Below are 18,878 nucleotides of genomic sequence, written 5' to 3'. Positions count from 1 at the left end.
TCAGCCGGAGTCAGCTGGTCGGTGCAGCCGCCAGGTCGTCCAGCTCGTCGGAGGCCGTCGGGACGGGCGCAATGCCGGCCTCGGCGAACATCGCGGCATACGCGCCGGTCTCGCCCTTGGCCTGTGCCTTCTTATGGTCGAGGGCGCGGGCGCGGGCTACGGAGCCGAGGTAGAAGCGCTCGTACAGCTCGATGCGGCTGCCGAGGGCAGAGCCGGCGAAGTCCCAGGCGGTGCGGAAGATCCGGGCGCGCTCCTCGGGGGCGATCCCGTTCGCGCCGGGCAGGTACTTGTGCAGGAGCGGGCCGAGGCGGGGGTCCTCGAAGGCACGGGCCGTCGGGGTCGCGAGGAGATTGTGCGAGCCCATGGCCTTGATGATGTCGTTGACCCGGGCCATCCAGATCGGCATGACGGTGCGCAGCGACGAGATGTCGTCGTGGCAGAAGAACGCCCCGCCGCCCCAGTCGGAGGCGCGGTTCTCGGCGTCGGCCACGACGGAGCGCGCAATGCGCAGGTAGGAGTAGATCTCCCCCAGCATCGAGGCCGTCTCGGGCTTGCCCTCGGTGCCGGTGACCTTGGCCATCTGGGTGCACAGGTCGTAGGCGAACTCGAGTTTGACGCACGCGCGGACCGCGGTCTGCTGCTGAGTGTTGCCGGTGGCGGTCGCCGCGTTGATCGCGTTGTACACGCCCAGATCGCCGTCGATGAACACGCGGTCCCACGGGACGAGGACGTCGTCGAAGATGATCACGGCGTCCTGCTCGTCGAAGCGCGAGGAGAACGGCCGGTCCACGACGTCCATGTCCACCCCGTAGTGGTCGCGGCACACGGCCACGACGCCCGGCGTCGCGACCGGGATCGCGAAGGACAGCGCGTACTCCTCGTAACCCTTCTGGATCGGCACGGCCGGGTAGACGTACAGCTCGTCAGCGATCGGCCCGAGGGTCGCAAGCATCTTGGCACCGCGGACCACGAGGCCAGCCTCAGTGCGCTCGACGACGCGCAGCGTGAGGTCTTCGTTGATGCCCTGCAGCTCGCCGACGCTCTTGTCGATGGCAGCGTGCACGATCGTATGCGTGAGGGCGAGGTCCTGTTCCTGGACGAGGCGCCAGTAGGCCTCGAGACGCTCGAAGTAGACCGGGTCGCCCGAGCGGTCGTAGATGTCCTTACGGCTCGCGTGACCGGCGAGCACCACATTGACGTAGTCAGGGGTGCGGCCGAGCATGCCGTTCGAGTAGCGGGCCAGGCGGTCGAACGCGCGATGGCGGCGCTCGATGTCCTCGGCCGCGCGCGGCCGCAGGAGCGAGACATTGTGCTCCTCGCCGGTCTCCACATCCACCATGAGGCAGTCGTCCGCGTACTTGTGCTGATAGTCGAAGTACGCCGCCATCCCGGCGATCGACCCCGCGAACGCCGGGTGGACGGCGACGTCGATGCGCTCGTCGCCGATCCACACCTCCCGCGAGTCCGCGAGTCCGGCTCTGTACTGCTCTCCGGTCCGTGCTGCCACGGTGACCTCCTTGTGTCGGTAGCCCAATGGGCGAAAATACATTCTGTGGTCGAGATTACAAACTTGAGGAGAGGGGCGCAAGGGGGCGACGCGCGCAGCTGCAGAATCAGCAAATAATGTTTTTTTAGGACGACAATGTTTCAAGGATGGGGTGATCTGTGCCATCCTGTCGTGAGACCGATCACCTTTCCCGCAGAAGGCACACCCATGAAGCACTCACCGTCGCGTGCCGAGCGCCCCTCCGACACGCTCAACACCAAGGACCTGCGTCGCATCCTCGCCTCGAGCGCCATCGGCTCGATCATCGAGTACTACGACTTCATCCTGTACGCCACCGCCGCGTCACTGATCTTCGACAAGGTCTTCTTCTCGAACCTCCCGCCGGCCGTCGGGCTCTTCGCGTCCTTCGGCACGCTCGCGGTCGGCTACATCGCCCGGCCACTCGGCGGCATCGTGTTCGGCCACTTCGGCGACCGCGTGAGCCGCAAGCGCATGCTCGTCATCTCGATGCTGATGATGGGCTTCTCCACAGTGGCCGTCGGCCTCCTCCCCACGCAGGCGAGCATTGGGCTCGGCGCGCCGGTCCTCCTCGTGGTGCTGCGCATCATCCAGGGCATCTCGGTGGGCGGCGAATGGGGTGGTGCGACCCTCATGGCCCTCGAGCACGCCCCCGCCGCCAAGCGCGGCCTCGCGGCCGCGTTCGCCAACTCGGGCGGCCCCGCCGGCGGCCTCGTGGCCACCTTCGTTGTCTCGGGCGTCTCGGCCGTCACGGGACCCGCGTTCCTCGACTGGGGCTGGCGGATCCCGTTCCTGCTCTCTGCGGTGCTGATCTTCATCGGTATGGTCATCCGGCTGAAGGTGGCCGAGTCGCCGGTCTTCCAGCAGCTCGACGCCGAGTCCGTCGATGCCCACCGCCGCAAAGCCCTGCCCGTGGTCGAGGTGTTCCGGAGGCACTGGCGCGCGCTGCTCCTCACGCTTGTCGCATCGCTCGGCTTCTACACGTGCCAGGGCTTCCTGACCTCGTGGGGCGTCTCCGTCGCGTACGAGGAGGGCGTGAACCGCGAGGGCATCCTCAACGTCAAGGGCGTGGCGGCCGTGGTCACGATCGTGGTGTGCTTCGCGGCCGCCCGCCTGAGCGACCGGCTCGGCCGCCGCGCGGTGCTCGCCGCCGGCGGCATCCTCGGCCTCCTGTGGGTCTACCCCGCGCTGGTCCTCATGCATGAGGGCACCCTCGTTGGCTTCTCCGTCGCCGTGATCGTGGGCAACGGCCTCATCCAGGGCCTGCTCGCCGGCCCGATCGGTGCCTACATCTCGGAGCAGTTCCCGGCGGCCGTCCGCTACACAGGCGCATCGCTCTCCTACCAGACCGCTTCGACGCTCGGCGCCGGCCTCACCCCGATGCTCGCGACCGCCCTGGCGATGATGGGCGGCGGCTCCTTCCTGCTCGTGGGCGTGGCGTGGGCCGCCATCTTCGTCGCGGGGCTCGTGGCGGTCTTCCTGAGCCGCGAGGGCACGCGCCTCGGCTCCGACGGCGAGGCCGTTGCGGGCAGCGCCCCTCGCCGGGCCCCGGAGGGCGCCGCGACCACGCGCTGATCGTCTCTGCCTCGCCGCGCGCGACGCCGCCCCGCGCCGTCGTGCGCGCAGGCGACCCCGCGCCGTCGTGCGCCCTAAAGACTATTTTTTAGAACACAACCCCCTAATTTCGATGGTTTACGAGATGAAGTGTCGCGGGCCACGATGGAGGGGATCGCCGCGGCGCTGTGGCCCGGTGCACTGAAAGGAACTCTCGATGACCAACTCGCGCGGACACCACATGGTGCTCACCACGTTCATGCTGCCGGCGGGCTACCACAAGGACAGCTGGCGCATGGAGGGCAGCCGGGCGGACGAGCTCGCCGCCTTCGACTTCGTCGCCGACCTCACCCGGATGGCCGAGGCCGCCAAGCTCGACGCCGTGTTCTTCGGTGACATCGCGCACGCCAACACCGTGATGCGCGGCGACATCAAGATGAATGGCTTCTACGAGCCCATGACGACGCTGGCCGCGCTCGCCGCGGTGACGAAGAACATCGGCCTCATCGGCACGATCTCGACCTCGTTCTACGAGCCCTACAACGTCGCACGGCTCCTCGCGGGGCTCGACCACATGTCCGGCGGCCGCGCCGGCTGGAACATCGTCACGAGCTCGGACGGCTTCCAGAACTTCGGCCTCACCGAGGCCCCCGACGGGCCCACCCGCTACCGCCGCGCGGCCGAGTTCGTCGAGGTCGTCCAGAAGCTCTGGGACAGCTGGGAGGACGACGCCGTCGTCAACGACCGTGAATCGGGCTGGTACGTGGACACGTCCAAGATCCATGCGATCGACCACGTCGGCGAGTACTTCCGCGTCCAGGGCCCCCTGCCCGGACCGCGCTCGCCGCAGGGCCGGCCGGTGCTCGTCCAGGCCGGCTCGTCCGGGCCGGGCGTGGAGCTCGGCACGTCCGTGGCGGACGGCATCTACACGGCCCAGCCGCTCCTGCAGCCGTCCATCGAGTTCTACGCCGACTTCAAGGCCAAGGCCGCCGCGAAGGGACGGAACCCCGAGCTCATCAAGATCATCCCCGGCATCCTGCCCATCCTCGGCGATACCCAGGCCGAGGCCGACGAGCTCGCCGCCGAGCTCGCGCGCAACATCCACATGGACAACGGCCGCAGGCAGGTCGGTGCGGACCTCAAGCTCGATCTGTCCTCCCTGGACCTCGATGAGGCCATCCCTGCCGAGTGGTTCACCGAGGACCCCTCACGCGGCTCCCGGTACCACATCTACCGCCGCAAGAGCGTGGACCAGGGCATGACGCTGCGCGAGCTCATCATCGACCTCGCCCGATCGACCGGCCACCAGTGGATGGCCGGCACCCCGGGCGCCGTGGCCGACCGCATGATCGAGTGGTTCGAGGCCCGCGCGTGCGACGGCTTCAACCTCAACGCCCCATTCAACCCCGGCGGCTTCGCGCTCATCTGCGACAAGCTCGTTCCCGAGCTCGCAGAGCGCGGCTACTTCCGGCACGAGTACGAGGGCACCACGCTCCGAGAGAACCTCGGGCTCCCGTACCCCTCGTCCCGGCGCGAGTCCGCGCTCGCCTGAGCAGCTTCCCCGTGCGCCGCTCAGCCAGTCCCGACCGCGCGGTCGGCACCGTCGGAGGGTGCGCCGTCGGCCCCTCCGTCACCGGTGAACAGCTCGAGCGCGACGTCGATCCAGGCGCGCGCCCGCACCGACGGGCGCGTGCTGCGGGGCGCCGCGAGCGCCACCTGCACCGGGCGGGCCACGGCGCCGCGCGCGGACAGCGGCCGCAGCCGCACGCCCAGCTCGGCGTAGGGTGCCTCGAGCGCCTTCTGCTGGTAGAGCACGGCGACGCCGCGTCCCACCGCGACGAGCGACCGCACCGTCGCGTAGGAACGGGAGCGGTGACGGACGGTCGGCACCACTCCCGCCTCCTGGAACAGCTGCAGGACCCGGCCCCCGAGCGGCGGCGAGTCGAAGAGCACGAGCGGCTCCTCGGCGATGTCCGCCGGCCGCACGGTGGGCGACTCGGCGAGGCGGTGGTCAGCGGGCACCAGGACCTGCGGTGCCGCGGAGGCGAGGGCGACGGTCGTGAGCGCGGGGTCCACCGCGGCGTCGTACACGAAGGCCACGTCGAGTGCGCCGGCGAGCAGCCGGTCCTGGACGTCCTCGTGGAAGCCCTCCACGAAGTCCACCTCGACCCCCGGGCACTGCCGGGCGAAGTCGCTCAGCATCGCCGGGATGATCGTCGGGCCGAGGGTGATGTCGCAGCCCACCGTGAGCGGGCCGCGCAGCTGCGAGCGGTCTTCGCGGGACAGCGCCGCGATCGAGTCGGCCATCCGGAGCAGGTCCCGGGCCATGCCGAGGACCTCGCGGCCCGTGGCCGTGAGGGCGACCCCCTTGGCCCGGCGCTTGACGAGGAGCTCGGAGCCCACGGCCCGCTCGAGCTCGGCGACCGAGGTCGAGATCGCCGACGGCGCCATGTGCAGCCGGCGTGCGGCCTCGGCCAGCGTCCCGGACTCGGCGGCGACGACGAAATGCCAGGCCTGCCTCAGCGTGAGGGCGGGCTGCTGCTCGGGGATCACGCGCCCAGCCTAGCGGGCTGCCGGGGGCAACTCCCCGGTTCAGCAGCATAAGAACCACTGAGAACAACGAAAGAAGCGAACATGCCCAGCGATCCCGCCACAGATCCCCGCGAGGAGTTCCTCCGCCGTGCCGCCGAGATTGTCGGCGCCGACAATGTGGTCCGCCCCGGCGGGGAGGACGGCTATCTCGACCCCTACCCGCTCAACAGCGGCCGCTCGGCGTGGCCCGGCGTCCGGCCCGGGAGCACCGAGGAGGTCCAGGCGATCGTGCGCCTCGCCGGCGAGACGGAGACGCCGCTATGGACGTTCTCCTGCGGCAAGAACCTCGGCTACGGCGGCCCCGAGCCGCGAGACCACGGGATGGTCGCCCTCGACCTCTCCCGGATGAACCGCATTCTCTCAGTGGACGGCAGGCTCGGATACGCGGTGGTCGAGCCGGGCGTGACGTTCTTCGACCTGTTCGAGTACATCAAGGAGCACGGCCTCAATCTCTGGATGAGCGTCCCCGCACTCGGATGGGGCTCGATCTTGGGCAACATGCTCGACCGCGGCTACGGCATGACGCCGCTCGGGGACCACGTCAAGAGCCTGTGCGGGCTCGAGGTCGTGCTGCCCGACGGCGACCTGCTGCGCACCGGCATGGGCGCCATGGAGGACTCCGACCTCGGTCCGATCTTCCAGGGCGGCTTCGGTCCCACGCTGGACGGACTGTTCACCCAGTCCAACCTCGGCGTCGTCGTCTCCGGCGGCCTGTGGCTGATGCCTGCTCCGCAGGCATTCGCGAACGGGGACATCATGGTCGAGCGCGAGGAGGACCTCCCCGCACTTATCGACGTGCTGACGCAGCTGCGCCGCGAGGACATCATCCAGAACAACGCGCTGTGCGGCAACGTGGTCCGCGCCGCGACGATGCGTGGGGCGCGGAAGGACTTCTGGGACGGCGAGGGCTCCATCCCTGACTGGCGGCTCGACGAGATGCGCCGGGAGTTCGGGATCGGGCAGTGGAACGCGAAGTTCGGCCTGTACGGCGACCCGGGCCTCGTGCGCCGGCGCCTCGAGATCGTGCGCGAACGTGTCACCGCCGTAATCCCGGACGCCGTGGTCGACGCCCGGACCTATGAGGGCGAGGAGGGCCGTGCGCTCGAGCACGATCGCATCGCCGAGGCCGACCGCACCCAGATGGCCGGCGTCCCCACGCTCCGGCCGCTCTCGACCGTCGCGTGGGCGTCGGAGAACGGCGGCCACATCGATGCCGCGCCGATCATCCCGGCACGTGGCGAGGAGGTCTACGCGTTCTACCAGGAGGCGAAGGACCTGTACGCCGAATACGGCTTCGACCTGTACATCGGCTACCACCTGTACCCGCGCCACATGGTCCACGTGACGATGATCTTCTTCGAGCGAGGCAACGAGGAGATGCTCGCCCGCGCCCGCGAGCTGTATGTGCGGCTCCTCGATGCGGCCCGCGCCCGCGGCTATGCGCCGTACCGCAGCCACGTCGACTACATGGACCGGATCGCCGGCGGATTCGACTTCAACGACCACGCGGCGCTCCGCTTCCAAGAGCTGCTCAAGGACGCCGTGGACCCTCAGGGCATCATTGCCCCCGGCAAGCAGGGCGTGTGGCCTGCCCGGTTCCGGACGGCCCGCTCCTCCGACGCCGCCGCGCTGGCGAGCTTGCTCTCCCAAGCCGAGTGATTCCGGCGCGAACCCCCGAGCTTAGAATGCATTATTAATGGATTATTACATTTTCTTGTCTATTATGGATCTAGACGTGACGCTGCTCACCCGGGGCGGCCCTTCACACGAGGAGAGCACTGTGACCGAATCGCTGGCACCCGTCGACCTCGCCCGCGAGGTCGACGACCTCTACACGCGCGAGCAGTACATCCCCATCACCGAGGACGACGCGTTCCTCGCCCAGGCAGTCAAGGCGGTCGAGCTTCCGGCGCTCATGGTCGCCCTTGCGGCGGCGACGGGGGACTTCAGCATCCTCCGCGACGAGCTCCGCCCCCCGCAGCCGCCCGTCGACACTGTCGGCAAGCCCCACGGAGGCATGAGCGACCAGCAGCAGGCCGAGGCCCGCGAGCTCGCGCTCGCCGCGCTCAAGCGGGTGCGCGATGAGCGCATCACCCGCGTCCGCACCCTCAGCGACGAGGAGGCCGACGCCGTAGTCGACTGGATCACCAACGGTGCCGACGCCGCATACCGCCCGCTCCTCAAGCACGACATGGCCCTCGCCCCGCAGGCGAACGGCCGCCCGCGGTGGCGCGTCGACGAGATCGCGCCGGGCCGGACCTTCTCGGCGGCCGTGGTCGGCGCCGGAGTCGCGGGCATGGCCACCGCGTACCGGCTCAAGCAAGCCGGGATCGAGGTGAAGGTCTTCGAGAAGGGCTACGACGTGGGCGGCACGTGGTGGAAGAACACCTACCCGGGCGTGCGCCTCGACACCCCCAACTACGCGTACTCCTTCTCGTTCGCCCAGCGTGACGACTGGCCGCAGCAGTTCTCCCAGGGCCACGAGATCCACGGCTACACGCGCACCGTCGCCGAGCGCGGCGGGTTCCTCGACGACATTGTCTATGGGGCGGACGTGGAGTCCATCATCTGGGACGAAGACTCCCGCCAATGGGACGTGCGCGTCCTCGTCGGAGGCACCGCGACCGTCCACCGGGTCGACGCCGTCTTCACGGCGGTGGGCCAGCTCGACAGGCCCAAGATCCCCGCCACTCCTGGCCGCGAGTCATTCACCGGCGCCCAGATGCACTCGGCGGAATGGAACCACGGGGTCGACATCGAGGGCAAGAGGGTCGCTGTGGTCGGCTCGGGGGCGAGCGCCTATCAGATCGTCCCTGCGATCGTGGACCGGGTCGCCTCCCTCACGGTCTTCCAGCGCAGCTCGCCGTGGATGCTGCCTACCCCGATGTACTACGACGACATGCCCGACGCCGTCCTCTGGCTTTCGGACCACCTGCCCCACTTCGGCCAGTGGCTGCGGCTGTGGCAGCACTGGCTGGGCGTCGAGGGGCGCCAGCACACCACGGTGATCGACCCCGAGTGGGCCGGCAAGGACTCGATCTCGGAAGTCCACCACAGGGTGCAGGAGTCGCTTCGCGCGATCCTTGCCGAGCAGTACGCCGGCCGGCCGGACCTCCTCGAGAAGGTCACCCCCGACTACCTGCTCGGCGGCAAGCGCATGCTCCGCGACAACGGCGTCTGGGCGGCCTCGCTCAGGAAGCCCCAGACCACCCTCGTGACCTCCGGGCTCGACCACTTCGTTCCCGAGGGCATCGTGGACGGGGACGGCACGCTCCACCGCCTCGACGCCGTCGTCTACGCCACGGGATTCCAGGCCAGCGAGTTCCTCGAGCCGTTGCGCATCACGGGCCGCGACGGCCGCGATCTCCACGAGTACTGGGGCGGCGACGCGAAGGCCTACCTCGGCATGACCGTGCCCGGGTTCCCCAACTTGTTCATCGTCTCGGGACCCAACACCGGCCACGTGGTCAACGGCAGCCTGTTCTCCATGATCGAGTACGGCCTCGAGTACGCCCTCGACGGCATCCGCCGCGAACTCGAGCAGGGCTGGGCCGCGCTCGACCTGAAGCAGGAGGTCCTCGATGAGTTCTACGAGCGACTCGATGCCGCAAGCGCCACCAAGGCGTGGGGCCACCCGAGCGTCCAGACCTGGTACAAGAACAGGTTCGGGCGGGTGTCCCAGATCTGGCCCCTTCCGGTCCTGGACTACTGGAAGCTGACGCGCGAACTCGACCCAGCCCAGTACGAGCCGCTCCCGTGAGCGCCGCGGAAGCGGGGCAGCGGTCCCGCACTTCGGGTGCTCCACGGGGATCGGGCGGCGTCGTCATCACCCGCTGCCGTTGGGCTCGCCTCGGGACAGCGGACCACGGCCTCCTCCCGCCAGCAGTGCCTGTCCCTCCTGCGCAAGTGGGCACGACCGAGGAACTGGTGGTCTTCCCGCAACAGCCGGGCGGACTCGACTGGCTGCTCGGTCCGGCGGCCTCGCAGGTGCAGCAGGAGGACGACGCGTTCCAAGTGAGCGTGTACGCTCCCGCCGGTGCTGGTCGCGCCGCGCCCGTCGTCGTGTTCCTGCCCGGAGGTGGGTACGTCTCGGGGGGTGCGTCGGTCCGCTGGCACGACGCCTCGGTGCTCGCCGAGACCGCGGGGGCGGTCGTCATCGTTCCCGCATACCGGCTCGGCGCCGCAGCGTGCTTCCTGCCTGGCCCCGACGGGACTGTCGCCGCTATGTCCGACGTTCTCGCCGCTGTGGACTGGGCCATCGAGCACGCAGCGCACTTCGGCGGCGACCCGGAGAACGTGACCCTCGCAGGCCAGTCCGCCGGGGCGTGGCTCGCCTTCGCGGCCGCGCAGGACCCCTCGCTCGCCGGACGCATCCGCCGCCTCGCACTCTTCAGCCTTCCCTACCAGCCACCGCCAGGCCCGGAGGGGTCGGCGGAACGGCGCAGGGTGTTCGCGGAGTCCCTCGGCGGGACGCAGCTGCCTGAGGTCGAGCCAGCCCGTCTCGTCGCAGCGTCTGCCGCAGTGAATCGGGCATGGGCCGGTCGCGGACTCGGGGTCCAGCCCCTCGCCGGCGGCCGGCTCACGGCCGACGTGCAGGACTGGCATGCAGCCGCCGGGCGCATGATGGGCGTCCGGCAGGTCCTGCTCGCGACCACCGCGCACGAGGCGCGCGCCTTCATCCCTCCCGCAGCCGCGTCCGAACTGCCCGAGCCCGCCGCCACCGAGTTCCGCGAGGCACACTTCGCCCGCCCCCAGGAGCGACCGTCCCTGGGCAGCGCCTGGGAACGCATGACCGCCGACATGACCGAGTACCAGTTCTCCGCTGCCGCACGAGAACTGGCGGAAGAGCTGCGAGAGTCCGGAATCTTCGTACACGTCTCGAGGCTTGAGCTCGAGGCGGCGGGGGGCGCCGGCGCCGCCCACTGCTTCGACGTCCCGTTCCTCTTCGGGAACCGTTCGCAATGGCACGATGCGCCGATGCTCGCGGGCCTCGACGACATCGCATTCGACGACGTCGCCGCGGCCTGGCGCGAACCCCTGGTGCGCGCTCTGGCCGGAGAATCCATGGCCACCCCGACGGGGGAGGTGCGCGCCGTGGGGCTCGTCGGCGGACGCCTGCGCGTATTGCAGATGTCCGATCCCGGGGCCGGTGGGCCAGTGCGGCGGGCGGAGCCGTGAGCACATCCCTCCTGGAGGAGCTTGCGGAGGCTGAGGCGGCGCGGTGCGCATGGATGGCTGCGCCAGACCCAGCACGCTGGGACGAGCTTTTCGATCGGGAGCTCATCTACACGCACTCGACCGGGCGACGGGACACTGCCGAAGGCCTGCGCAGGTATGTCCTGGCCCGGACGGTGCAGTACCGATCCGTGAGCCACCAGCTCGAGAAGGCCTCCAGACTCGGCGCCGGCACCGCGGCAGGATGGGGGACAGCGCAGCTGGACCTGCTCACCTCCGAAGGGGCCGCGCGCTCCATCCAGTCAGCGACGAGCGGCCTCTGGCGCCTCGGGCCGACGGGGAAATGGCGGCTCCTCTCCCTCCACATGACATCCCTGCCCGAGACCTGAGGTGAGGAAGGACATGGAGCAGATGGGAACCACGGGCAGTTTGCACGTCCACGTGCCAGACGCCGGTCCCGTGGGGGCCGGATGAGCCAGGCAGCCCTTCCAGTTTGGGCCGTACGACGCGTCGAGAGCATTCTCTTGAGAGAGGCCCCTGACAAATGGACGGCGATCAGAGCCGAGGATCTGGCGCGCCGCGCAGGGCTGAGCAAGAGCCTTGCCCGGCGGTGCATGAAGCATCTAGGCGGGAGAAGCACAGGCCAGCTCTTGCAGAAGCCCGGATCCCCAGGCGAGCGCGAGAGAAGAAGCGGCAGGGCCAATGTCCGATGACATCCCAATGGGGTGCCCATTCATTGATCTGAATCGGGAAGTCACTTCGCCCCGAGCGCTCGGCCATCGTCGGCGGTGGGGCGGGCATCATGCTGGCGGGTGGCTTCTGTGCGAGTGAGCACAGTGATTCTCCTGGCGGTAGAAGGTGAGGATGCAGGTTCGGCCCCGCGAGGGCAGTCGTACACGAGGCCCTTGGGACCGTCAGCCCACGGGTGCAGCCTCGCGCGCGTCAGTGCCTAGGTCGGCACGACGTGCGGCCTCTGCTCGCTCGTCGTCGCGGGCGGCCGGGCGGACGAGACAGGCGGCGGAGCAGACTTTCTGCAGGGTCACGTCGAGCTCTTGGGCGAGGCACTCGGCTGCTACCACGTGGTCGGGCCTGACCACCACAGCCGAGAAGGGCCGAACGTCGAACCAGCGCTTCAGCTCTCCTGAGGGGTCGCCGACGACGGCGACGCCGGCGGCCGCGTGGGCGGCCGCCCAGGGGAGCTGCTCGGCGGGAACGACGTGTACCAGGGTAGCGCCGAGGACGGGCAGCAGCTCAGCGGTGGCGGGGGAGATCAGTGCGGCCGGGTCGTTGTTCCATACGATGACGCGCCAGTCGGTGCCGGTCGCATCGTCGAGCAGCTTCTCGCCTCCGTCTGCCGTTCGTACGCGGGGCTGTGGAAACAGCGTGCCGACGGAGAGGGGCGAGTCGGAGGAGACTGGCACCGACTTCGAGCGTGGGAGCGATGACGGCACCACGACACCGCGGTCGTACTGCGGCATGGGCTTGAAGCCCTGCGAGGAGACCTGTCGCTTGAGCTTGGGCAGCTTCGAGATCACGGCGGCGCTGAGGTCGCGGGCCGCCGAGGCCAGACGGCTCCGGTTCGTCATGAGCCGGGACATGTTCAGGGACAGGCCAATCATAGCCGCGACGTGGTCACGGCGTTCCTGGTCGTAGGTGTCCAGAAGGCCGGCGTCGGCACGGCCGTCGACGACCGCTGCGAGCTTCCAGCCGAGGTTGACCGCGTCGCGGATGCCGGAGTTCCAGCCCTGTCCAGCGACGACGGGCATGACGTGTGCTGCGTCACCGGCCAGCAGGACCCGACCCTGGCGGAAGGTACCGGCGATGCGGGCGTTGAAGGTGTAGACCCTTCGCCGGATGATGTTCAGCGCACTCGGATCGGGGACGTGGTCGGCCAGCAGACCGTAGACAAAGGCATCGGTCTCGGCCCGGTCCTCTTCGCCGGGGAGGACGTTGAACTCCCAGCGGCGGATGCCATGCGGGAGCGAGAGCGTGGCCCAGCCGCGCTTCGGGTCACCGCCGAACACCGCGTGGGGTGTGCCGATGGGGTCGTTGGCGACGTCGATGACCAGTCCGGGGGTCTTGCGGGTCTCTCCCTCGAAGCTGATGCCGAGGGCTTTCCGGGTTCCTGAGCTTCCACCGTCCGCGGCCACCGCCCATTTCGCGCGGACGTCGTGTTCCTGGCCGGCTCCTTCCCGGCAGCGTGCGGTCACGCCTTCGCCGTCCTGCCTCAGCTCCGTCATCCGGGTCCCGAATCGGACCCTCACGTTCCCGAAGCGGTGCAGGCCTTCGAGCAGCACCCGGTCGACGAGAGGCTGGACGAAGCCGTTGCGTCTCGGCCAGCCGAACACGCGGGTTGCCGGGTCGATGATGCCGATGACCGTGCCGCGTCCGTTGACGAGGCGGATCCGCTGGTCGGGGACGGTGTGCGGCAGGACCTTTTCTACGAGGCCGATGCACTGCATGACCCGCATGGCCTCGTCGTCGATCCCGACGGCCCGCGGGTAGTCGATCAATTCCTCGCCGGCCTCGAGCAAGAGCACGTCGATCCCACGCAGGCCCAGCAGGTTGGCCAGGGTCAGGCCGACAGGGCCCGCCCCGATGATCACGACGTCGGCGTCGTAGCCCATTGTTCGCTCCTCAGTGCCTTGATGGCGGACCTTGCCATGGTGTTCAGAAATACGAGGTCGATGCCGAGGCCGACGTAGTCGACCAGCTCTTCCTCGAGGAGCCCGCTCGCATACTCGGCGGAAGCGCAGTAGATCCCGAGGGTGAGGCCAGCAGCGCGGGCCTTCACGGACAGCTCGCCGATCGCCTCGCGCACGGGGCCGTCGGTCCAGTCCCCGCGCCCGGGGAGCCCGTAGCTCACCGCGAGGTCGGCCGGACCGATGTATACGGAGTCGAGGCCGTCGACGGCGAAGATCGCGTCGGCGTTCTCCAAGCCGGCGCGCGTCTCGATCTGGACCACCGCCGAGACGGCGCGGTTGCCGGCCGCGGTGTAGTCCTGGCCCGGGTAGAGGGCGGGACGGGAGGGTCCAAGGCTGCGGCTGCCGAGCGGAGGGTACTTGGTCGCTGCGACGAGTCGGGCGGCCTGCTCGGCCGTCTCCACCGTGGGGGCGATGATCCCGCGTGCACCGGAGTCCAGCAGGCGCAGGATCGACGTGGCGTCGATGGAGCCGACCCGGGCGTAGGCATACTCGCTCTGCTCGCGGGGGACCGCGCGAAGCATTCGGCACGCGTCGTCGAGTCCCACTTCGCCGTGCTGCAGGTCTACGATCACGCCGTCGTAGCCGGATGCCATGACGAATTCGGCGGCGGCCTGCGAGGCGAGCGCCTGGTGCAGCAGCGCAGGGGCGGGTGCTCCCGATGCCAGGGCAACCGGCTTCACCGTGGCCCCGCGTTCACGGCCTCGGCGTCGGCGAGGCGCTTGGCGTGCGCCGCCGCGTTGGCGCCGCCGAATACGGGGACAATCTCGCGGCGCGCGAAGCGCCACCCGCCGTCGACCTTGCGGTACTGCTCGCGGAACTCGCCGACGCTCGCCGGCTTAAGCACGTCCTCGGCCGCATCGCGAAAGGTCAAGTACGTGACGGTTCCGGCCAGGATTTCGCCCTCCCAGGCGAGGCGGATCCCGCCGATGACATGGAGTCCGACGACGTCGGTCTGCTGTGCGCGCTTTGCTCCCCAGGACTTTATAGCGTCGCGGCCCTTCATGGTGCCGAGCGGTCCTACGGTGACGGCGTCCTCGGTGTAGAGCTCCCAGGTGGTGTCGGCCCGATTGTGGTCGAGGCGGTAGAGCAGTTCGGAGACGAGCTGCTCGATCTCGGTTCGGGTCTCGATATCGACGCCGTATGTTCTCTCGGTCATCGCTATGTCCTCAGCTGTTCGAATCGAGGGTCGCAGTCACGCGGCCCAGCCCTGTGATGGTGGCGATGCACTCGACGTCGGCTGGCCAGGGCTCGATGTAGCCGATTGAGCCTGAGAGCAGTAGCTCGCCGGCGCGCAGAGGCTGGCCGATGCGCATCGCGGTCTCGGCGAGCCACTTGACCGCATTGATCGGGTCGCCGAGCACATTGCTGCCGATGCCACGGGTGATTTCGAGGCCGTCCGCGGTCGTGATGACCATCTCCGCGGCCGTCAGGTCGACATCGCCGTAGGCGTGTCTCTCCTCGCCATGGACCAGCCCCCCGCACCCGGCGTTGTCGGCGACGGTGTCGACGATCGCGCCGACGTTACCGGGAAAGCGGAAGTCGACGATTTCGAACGCCGGGGTGACATAGTCGATCGAGTCCCTGATGGCCTCGAGCCGGGTGTCGAGGATGTCCTCCTTCAAAGCGAACGCGACTTCGGCCTCGATGCGCAGGAAATTGAAGCGCGACTGGGCCAGTCTGGCACCGGAGGGGAACACCATGTCGTCGTGGAGGATTCCGTAGTCCGGCTCGAAGACGCCGACGCGCTGCTGCACGAGCGGATTGGTGAGCCCGACCTTGCGGCCTGCCCGCCTCACGCCGAGCTCGGCCTCTCGGCGGGCGGCGACGATCTCGGAGATCCGGTAGGCGGACTCGAGGTCGTGGTCGGGCAGACGAGGGCTGACGTAGTCGATCGTGTACGTCCCGCGGCGCGCAAGGTAGATCTCGTTCGCGATCTCCTCGATGGTCTGCTCGCTCGCTGTGCTGGTCACCCTTTCCTCCTCAGGAAGTCGAGCGTGTGCTCGTTGAAGGCATCGGAGCCCTCCCACTGCGGCCAGTGGGCGGCTTCGGTCACTAGCAGGTATTCGCCGTCCGGGATGGCCGCCGCCAACTGCTTGCCGACCTCCGGGCCCCCGGTCGGCTCGTGGTCCGTCCAGACCAGCAGCGCGGGCACCGGAATCGCCGCGTAGTCCTCAACGGTGACCCGGTTGCGCCACCGCGCTTCGGGTTGGCGTAGCACGGAGATGTGGCGCATGGATTCTCCGAACCCCGGCTGCGAGTAGATGGCCTGGCGGACCTTCACCAGCTCGTCGGTGATCTTCTCCGCATCGTGGATGACGACCTGGAGCCGCTTCTTGACGTTCTCGTAGCTGGGGTCGGCGACTGCCTGCATGCTCACCGACTGGGCCCGGTCGACCCTCTGCTCGCCCACGACCCGGCCTCCGGGAGCGCTGAGCACGATGGTGCGCACGCGCTCGGGGTGGTGGGCGGCGAACTTGATCGCGATCCAGCCGCCGAGAGATTCGCCGATGATGTGGACCCGCTCGAGGCCGAGGGCATCGAGCAGTGCCAGCAGGTGGGATTCGTACTCGGGGATCTCGAGGTCGTGGTCGCTCAGAGTGGTGAAGCCGTGCCCGGGATAGTCGTAGCCGATGACGTGGTAGCGGGCAGCGAGGGCGCGGACGTTCTGCGTGAACGCTTCGATGTGTCCGCTGGTGCCGTTGAGCAGGACGATTGTCTGCTCGCCGTGGCCGACGTGCAGCACGCGGGTGCGCCAGGCGCCGATCTGGACGTATTCCAGCCGGTGCGGAAGGTCGGCGACGGCTTCCCAGAAGGTGGCCAGCCCCGTCGCGCCCTTCGCGGCGGGTGAGAGCACGTGGGCCGGGGAGGTCATGAGGCCTCCGTGATCGCAGCCTGGATGCCGAAGCCGGCGCCCCAAGTCTTCACCGGCCAATAGTGGTCAACGGGAAGGCGGTACGTCCCGGCAGTGGAGAGCGCGGCATAGGCAGCGACCCAGCTTCGCATCTCATGCGCCGCCGATCCGCCCTCTGCCAAGAACCAGTCGTTCGCCCACCCGTCCACAGGGCTCAGGTCCCCAGAGCGGAACGTGTCCAGGAGCAGCTGGTCCCACTCCTCGTTCAACGGGTCGCTCGGGGCGTTGCCGTCGGCGATCGCCTGGATCCCGCTGACGATCTTCTGCTCGCGGTCCAGTCGCTCCTGGCGGGTGGGGGCGTACGCAATGAGGCGCTCCTGCATGGTCCCGGGAGCCCCTTCCCACCGCGGGATCGGCGGGTTGTGCGAGATCCCCCCGGAGGCGAGGAAGAGCACCCGCTTGTCCAGCGCCTGGGCCGCCTTGCCGAAGGCCTCGCCCATCTCGCGGACTCGGCGCATGGGGGTCAGCGGGATACCGAGGGAGTTCACGAAGACCGGGACGATCGGCTGGGTGAAGTCCTTGCCGAAGACGAAGTCGAGCGGCTGGACGACGCCGTGGTCGACTTTCATGCGCTCGGAGCGCCCGATCTCGATGCCCTGCTCGAGCACGTGGGCGTGCAGGGAGCGGGCGGCGGCGCTGTCCACGGGTAGTGGGCCTTCGGTGGTGCTGTAGTCCCCGACGCCTTCAGCTTGGGCACCCACCGCCCATGGCGTGATGAGTGAGTAGAGCTGGCCGTTGAAGTGGTCTGGGCCGAAGACGACGACGACCTCGGGATCGTAGTCCTTCACAAAGGCCTTGACCTCTCCGATGGCGGACTGGATCTCGGCGAACGTGCTCCCGCCGGGGTCGACGTTGCCGAAGGAAGGGGCGTGGGACAGGGCTGCCACCGCTAGAGTCATAGGTTGCTTCCTCTCAGAAATAAAGTTCTAGAATTTTCGTTCTAGAAAAGTCGCCTTCCGCGCTGCCCTGAAACTCGGCGGCGCGGAAGGGGGGTATCAGCTGGTGGGTGAGGCGAGGGCCTCGTTCTCCTCGGCCGCATTCTGGGTCGCTGCTGCGCGCCTGCGCTGGGTGGACTCGAGCGCGTGGAGACCGGCGATGGTCAGCGCGGAGACGACCAGCGGCAGCGCGAAGATCACGAAGACGGCCGGCACTGGCATGTGTGCGTCGAACGCGGCGCCCGCGAGGATCGGGGAGGCGATGCCGCCGATGCGCCCGGCACCGGCCACGATGCCATACCCGGTGGCCCTGGCCAGAGTCGGGTACAGCTTGGGGATGATCTGGTAGAAGCCCGTCACGCCCGCGCTGAAGAAGAAGGAGGCGACGAAGAGCTCGATCAGCGAAGCCGGCAGGTTGGTCTCGATGAAGCCGAACAGCGCAAGGCCGGCGGCGCCGACAATGAGGAAGATGGGGGTGAGGATCCGCGGGTTCACACGGGTGGAGATGAAGCCGAACACCAAGGCGCCGATGATGCCACCAAGACCCAGCGAGAGTGTGGTGGGAGCTGCGAGCGCCGGATTCTTCGTCGCCGCTGCGAGGGTGTTCGGAGCCCAGCTGTTGGCGAAGTAGAACACGACGAGGAAGGAAATGTAGCCGATGATCATCAGCACCGTCTGACCCATGAGCTGCTTGGAGAAGACGGTGCGCAGTGCGCTGCTGCCCTCGCGTGCCGGCAGTTGGCTTTCGGGGAGTCCGGGCAGGGGATCGTGGCCCATCCGGGCGAGGGTGCTATTGAGGCGCTCGAGTGAGCCGGGCTTTCGGCGCGCGGCGAGCCAGGCGATCGACTCGGGGAAGAGCGCGACTGCGAGCACGATGGCGATGATGGAAAGCACGACGCCGACCCAGAACGCGAACCGCCAGCCCTGGACTGGCAGCAATGGTCCGATGATGACGGCACCCAGCACGGCTCCGATGTTGATGGCGGCGGAATAGATCGCCATGACCACCGGGTAGACGCGCCGGTTCGAGTACTCGGCGGCGATGACGCCGACGACGGAGATCAGTGCGCCGACACCGAGGCCCGTCACGATGCGGGCCCACAGCATGCTGGTCATGTCGGTGGAGAACGGAGAAGCGAGCATGCCGATGGCGACGATAACGGTGCCGACGATAGCGATGCGGCGGCGACCGACCTTGTCGGCAATGGGTGCAACGATGACTGAACCGACAACCATGCCGATCAAGGCGCCCGCGAGCACCAGTCCGATCATGCTGGCGGAGGATGCGAACTGCTTGGTGACGTAGGGCGCGACGAACACCATCATGGCGGAGTCGTAGCCCTCGAGGACCGTCAGCACGATGGCGGTGGCGACGGCGAGGATCTGGAACCGGCTCATCTTCGAACCGGCGATCAATTCAGTGACCTTCATGAGTGCCTCTCTGCGCGAGACCCGTCCTCATCCGTTCGGGTTTCACAGCG

The 18,878-nt window shown here is 68.7% G+C and carries 15 protein-coding genes; 6 read left to right on the top strand and 9 right to left on the bottom strand.

Annotated features, from left to right (window positions below; genetic code table 11):
- Window positions 1-10 precede the first annotated feature (10 nt).
- Entirely contained in the window at window positions 11-1,507 is a 1,497-nt protein-coding gene (locus ACYVKZ_RS08285) for a 4-hydroxyphenylacetate 3-hydroxylase N-terminal domain-containing protein (protein WP_460991674.1), read from the bottom strand.
- Between the two features lie 207 nt (window positions 1,508-1,714).
- Between ACYVKZ_RS08285 and ACYVKZ_RS08280 the strand changes: the two genes are divergently transcribed.
- The gene (locus ACYVKZ_RS08280; protein ID WP_460991673.1) at window positions 1,715-3,100 is read left to right on the top strand and encodes an MFS transporter; all 1,386 of its coding nucleotides are present in this window, start codon (window positions 1,715-1,717) and stop codon (window positions 3,098-3,100) included.
- Between the two features lie 196 nt (window positions 3,101-3,296).
- Window positions 3,297-4,631: an NtaA/DmoA family FMN-dependent monooxygenase gene (locus ACYVKZ_RS08275; RefSeq protein WP_460991672.1), complete on the top strand. Its 1,335-nt coding sequence runs from the start codon at window positions 3,297-3,299 to the stop codon at window positions 4,629-4,631.
- A gap of 20 nt (window positions 4,632-4,651) precedes the next feature.
- Here ACYVKZ_RS08275 and ACYVKZ_RS08270 read toward each other — a convergent pair whose 3' ends face one another.
- Entirely contained in the window at window positions 4,652-5,632 is a 981-nt protein-coding gene (locus ACYVKZ_RS08270; protein ID WP_460991671.1) for a LysR family transcriptional regulator, read from the bottom strand.
- Window positions 5,633-5,713: 81 nt separating this feature from the next.
- On the opposite strand from ACYVKZ_RS08270, the gene ACYVKZ_RS08265 reads away from it, so the two are divergent.
- The 4 genes from ACYVKZ_RS08265 (at window position 5,714) to ACYVKZ_RS08250 (ending at window position 11,235) form a co-directional block, all read left to right on the top strand.
- Window positions 5,714-7,330 carry an FAD-binding oxidoreductase gene (locus tag ACYVKZ_RS08265; protein WP_460991670.1) on the top strand — a complete coding sequence of 539 codons (1,617 nt, stop codon included), beginning with the start codon at window positions 5,714-5,716 and terminating at the stop codon, window positions 7,328-7,330.
- A gap of 121 nt (window positions 7,331-7,451) precedes the next feature.
- Window positions 7,452-9,431, top strand: a complete 1,980-nt coding sequence (locus ACYVKZ_RS08260) for a flavin-containing monooxygenase (protein ID WP_460991669.1) — start codon at window positions 7,452-7,454, stop codon at window positions 9,429-9,431.
- A 146-nt stretch (window positions 9,432-9,577) separates the two neighbouring features.
- On the top strand, window positions 9,578-10,849 hold the full coding sequence (locus ACYVKZ_RS08255) for a carboxylesterase family protein (protein ID WP_460991668.1): 1,272 nt from the start codon (window positions 9,578-9,580) through the stop codon (window positions 10,847-10,849).
- The gene (locus ACYVKZ_RS08250; protein WP_460991667.1) at window positions 10,846-11,235 is read left to right on the top strand and encodes a DUF4440 domain-containing protein; all 390 of its coding nucleotides are present in this window, start codon (window positions 10,846-10,848) and stop codon (window positions 11,233-11,235) included. Before ACYVKZ_RS08255 ends, ACYVKZ_RS08250 begins: the two co-directional genes overlap by 4 nt.
- A gap of 525 nt (window positions 11,236-11,760) precedes the next feature.
- Here ACYVKZ_RS08250 and mhpA read toward each other — a convergent pair.
- From mhpA to ACYVKZ_RS08215, 7 genes are all read right to left on the bottom strand, one after another.
- Window positions 11,761-13,473 (bottom strand): bifunctional 3-(3-hydroxy-phenyl)propionate/3-hydroxycinnamic acid hydroxylase MhpA, encoded by a 1,713-nt coding sequence (gene mhpA, locus ACYVKZ_RS08245; RefSeq protein ID WP_460991666.1) that lies wholly within the window; start codon window positions 13,471-13,473, stop codon window positions 11,761-11,763.
- The gene (locus tag ACYVKZ_RS08240; RefSeq protein WP_460991665.1) at window positions 13,449-14,231 is read right to left on the bottom strand and encodes an HpcH/HpaI aldolase family protein; all 783 of its coding nucleotides are present in this window, start codon (window positions 14,229-14,231) and stop codon (window positions 13,449-13,451) included. The genes mhpA and ACYVKZ_RS08240 overlap by 25 nt, the downstream gene beginning before the upstream one ends.
- A complete protein-coding gene (locus ACYVKZ_RS08235) occupies window positions 14,228-14,707 on the bottom strand; it encodes a nuclear transport factor 2 family protein (RefSeq protein WP_460991664.1) in 480 nt (159 codons plus the stop codon). The genes ACYVKZ_RS08240 and ACYVKZ_RS08235 overlap by 4 nt, the downstream gene beginning before the upstream one ends.
- Before the next feature lie 10 nt (window positions 14,708-14,717).
- Window positions 14,718-15,521, bottom strand: coding sequence for a 2-keto-4-pentenoate hydratase (locus ACYVKZ_RS08230; RefSeq protein WP_460991663.1), 804 nt, complete (start codon window positions 15,519-15,521; stop codon window positions 14,718-14,720).
- Entirely contained in the window at window positions 15,518-16,423 is a 906-nt protein-coding gene (locus ACYVKZ_RS08225; protein WP_460991662.1) for an alpha/beta fold hydrolase, read from the bottom strand. The genes ACYVKZ_RS08230 and ACYVKZ_RS08225 overlap by 4 nt, the downstream gene beginning before the upstream one ends.
- On the bottom strand, window positions 16,420-17,361 hold the full coding sequence (locus ACYVKZ_RS08220) for a 3-carboxyethylcatechol 2,3-dioxygenase (protein ID WP_460991661.1): 942 nt from the start codon (window positions 17,359-17,361) through the stop codon (window positions 16,420-16,422). The genes ACYVKZ_RS08225 and ACYVKZ_RS08220 overlap by 4 nt, the downstream gene beginning before the upstream one ends.
- A 96-nt stretch (window positions 17,362-17,457) precedes the next feature.
- Window positions 17,458-18,828, bottom strand: a complete 1,371-nt coding sequence (locus ACYVKZ_RS08215; RefSeq protein WP_460991660.1) for an MFS transporter — start codon at window positions 18,826-18,828, stop codon at window positions 17,458-17,460.
- Window positions 18,829-18,878 lie beyond the last annotated feature (50 nt).

The sequence above is a fragment of the Sinomonas soli genome (assembly GCF_054782415.1).
This window is presented reverse-complemented; position numbering and strand designations above follow the sequence as displayed.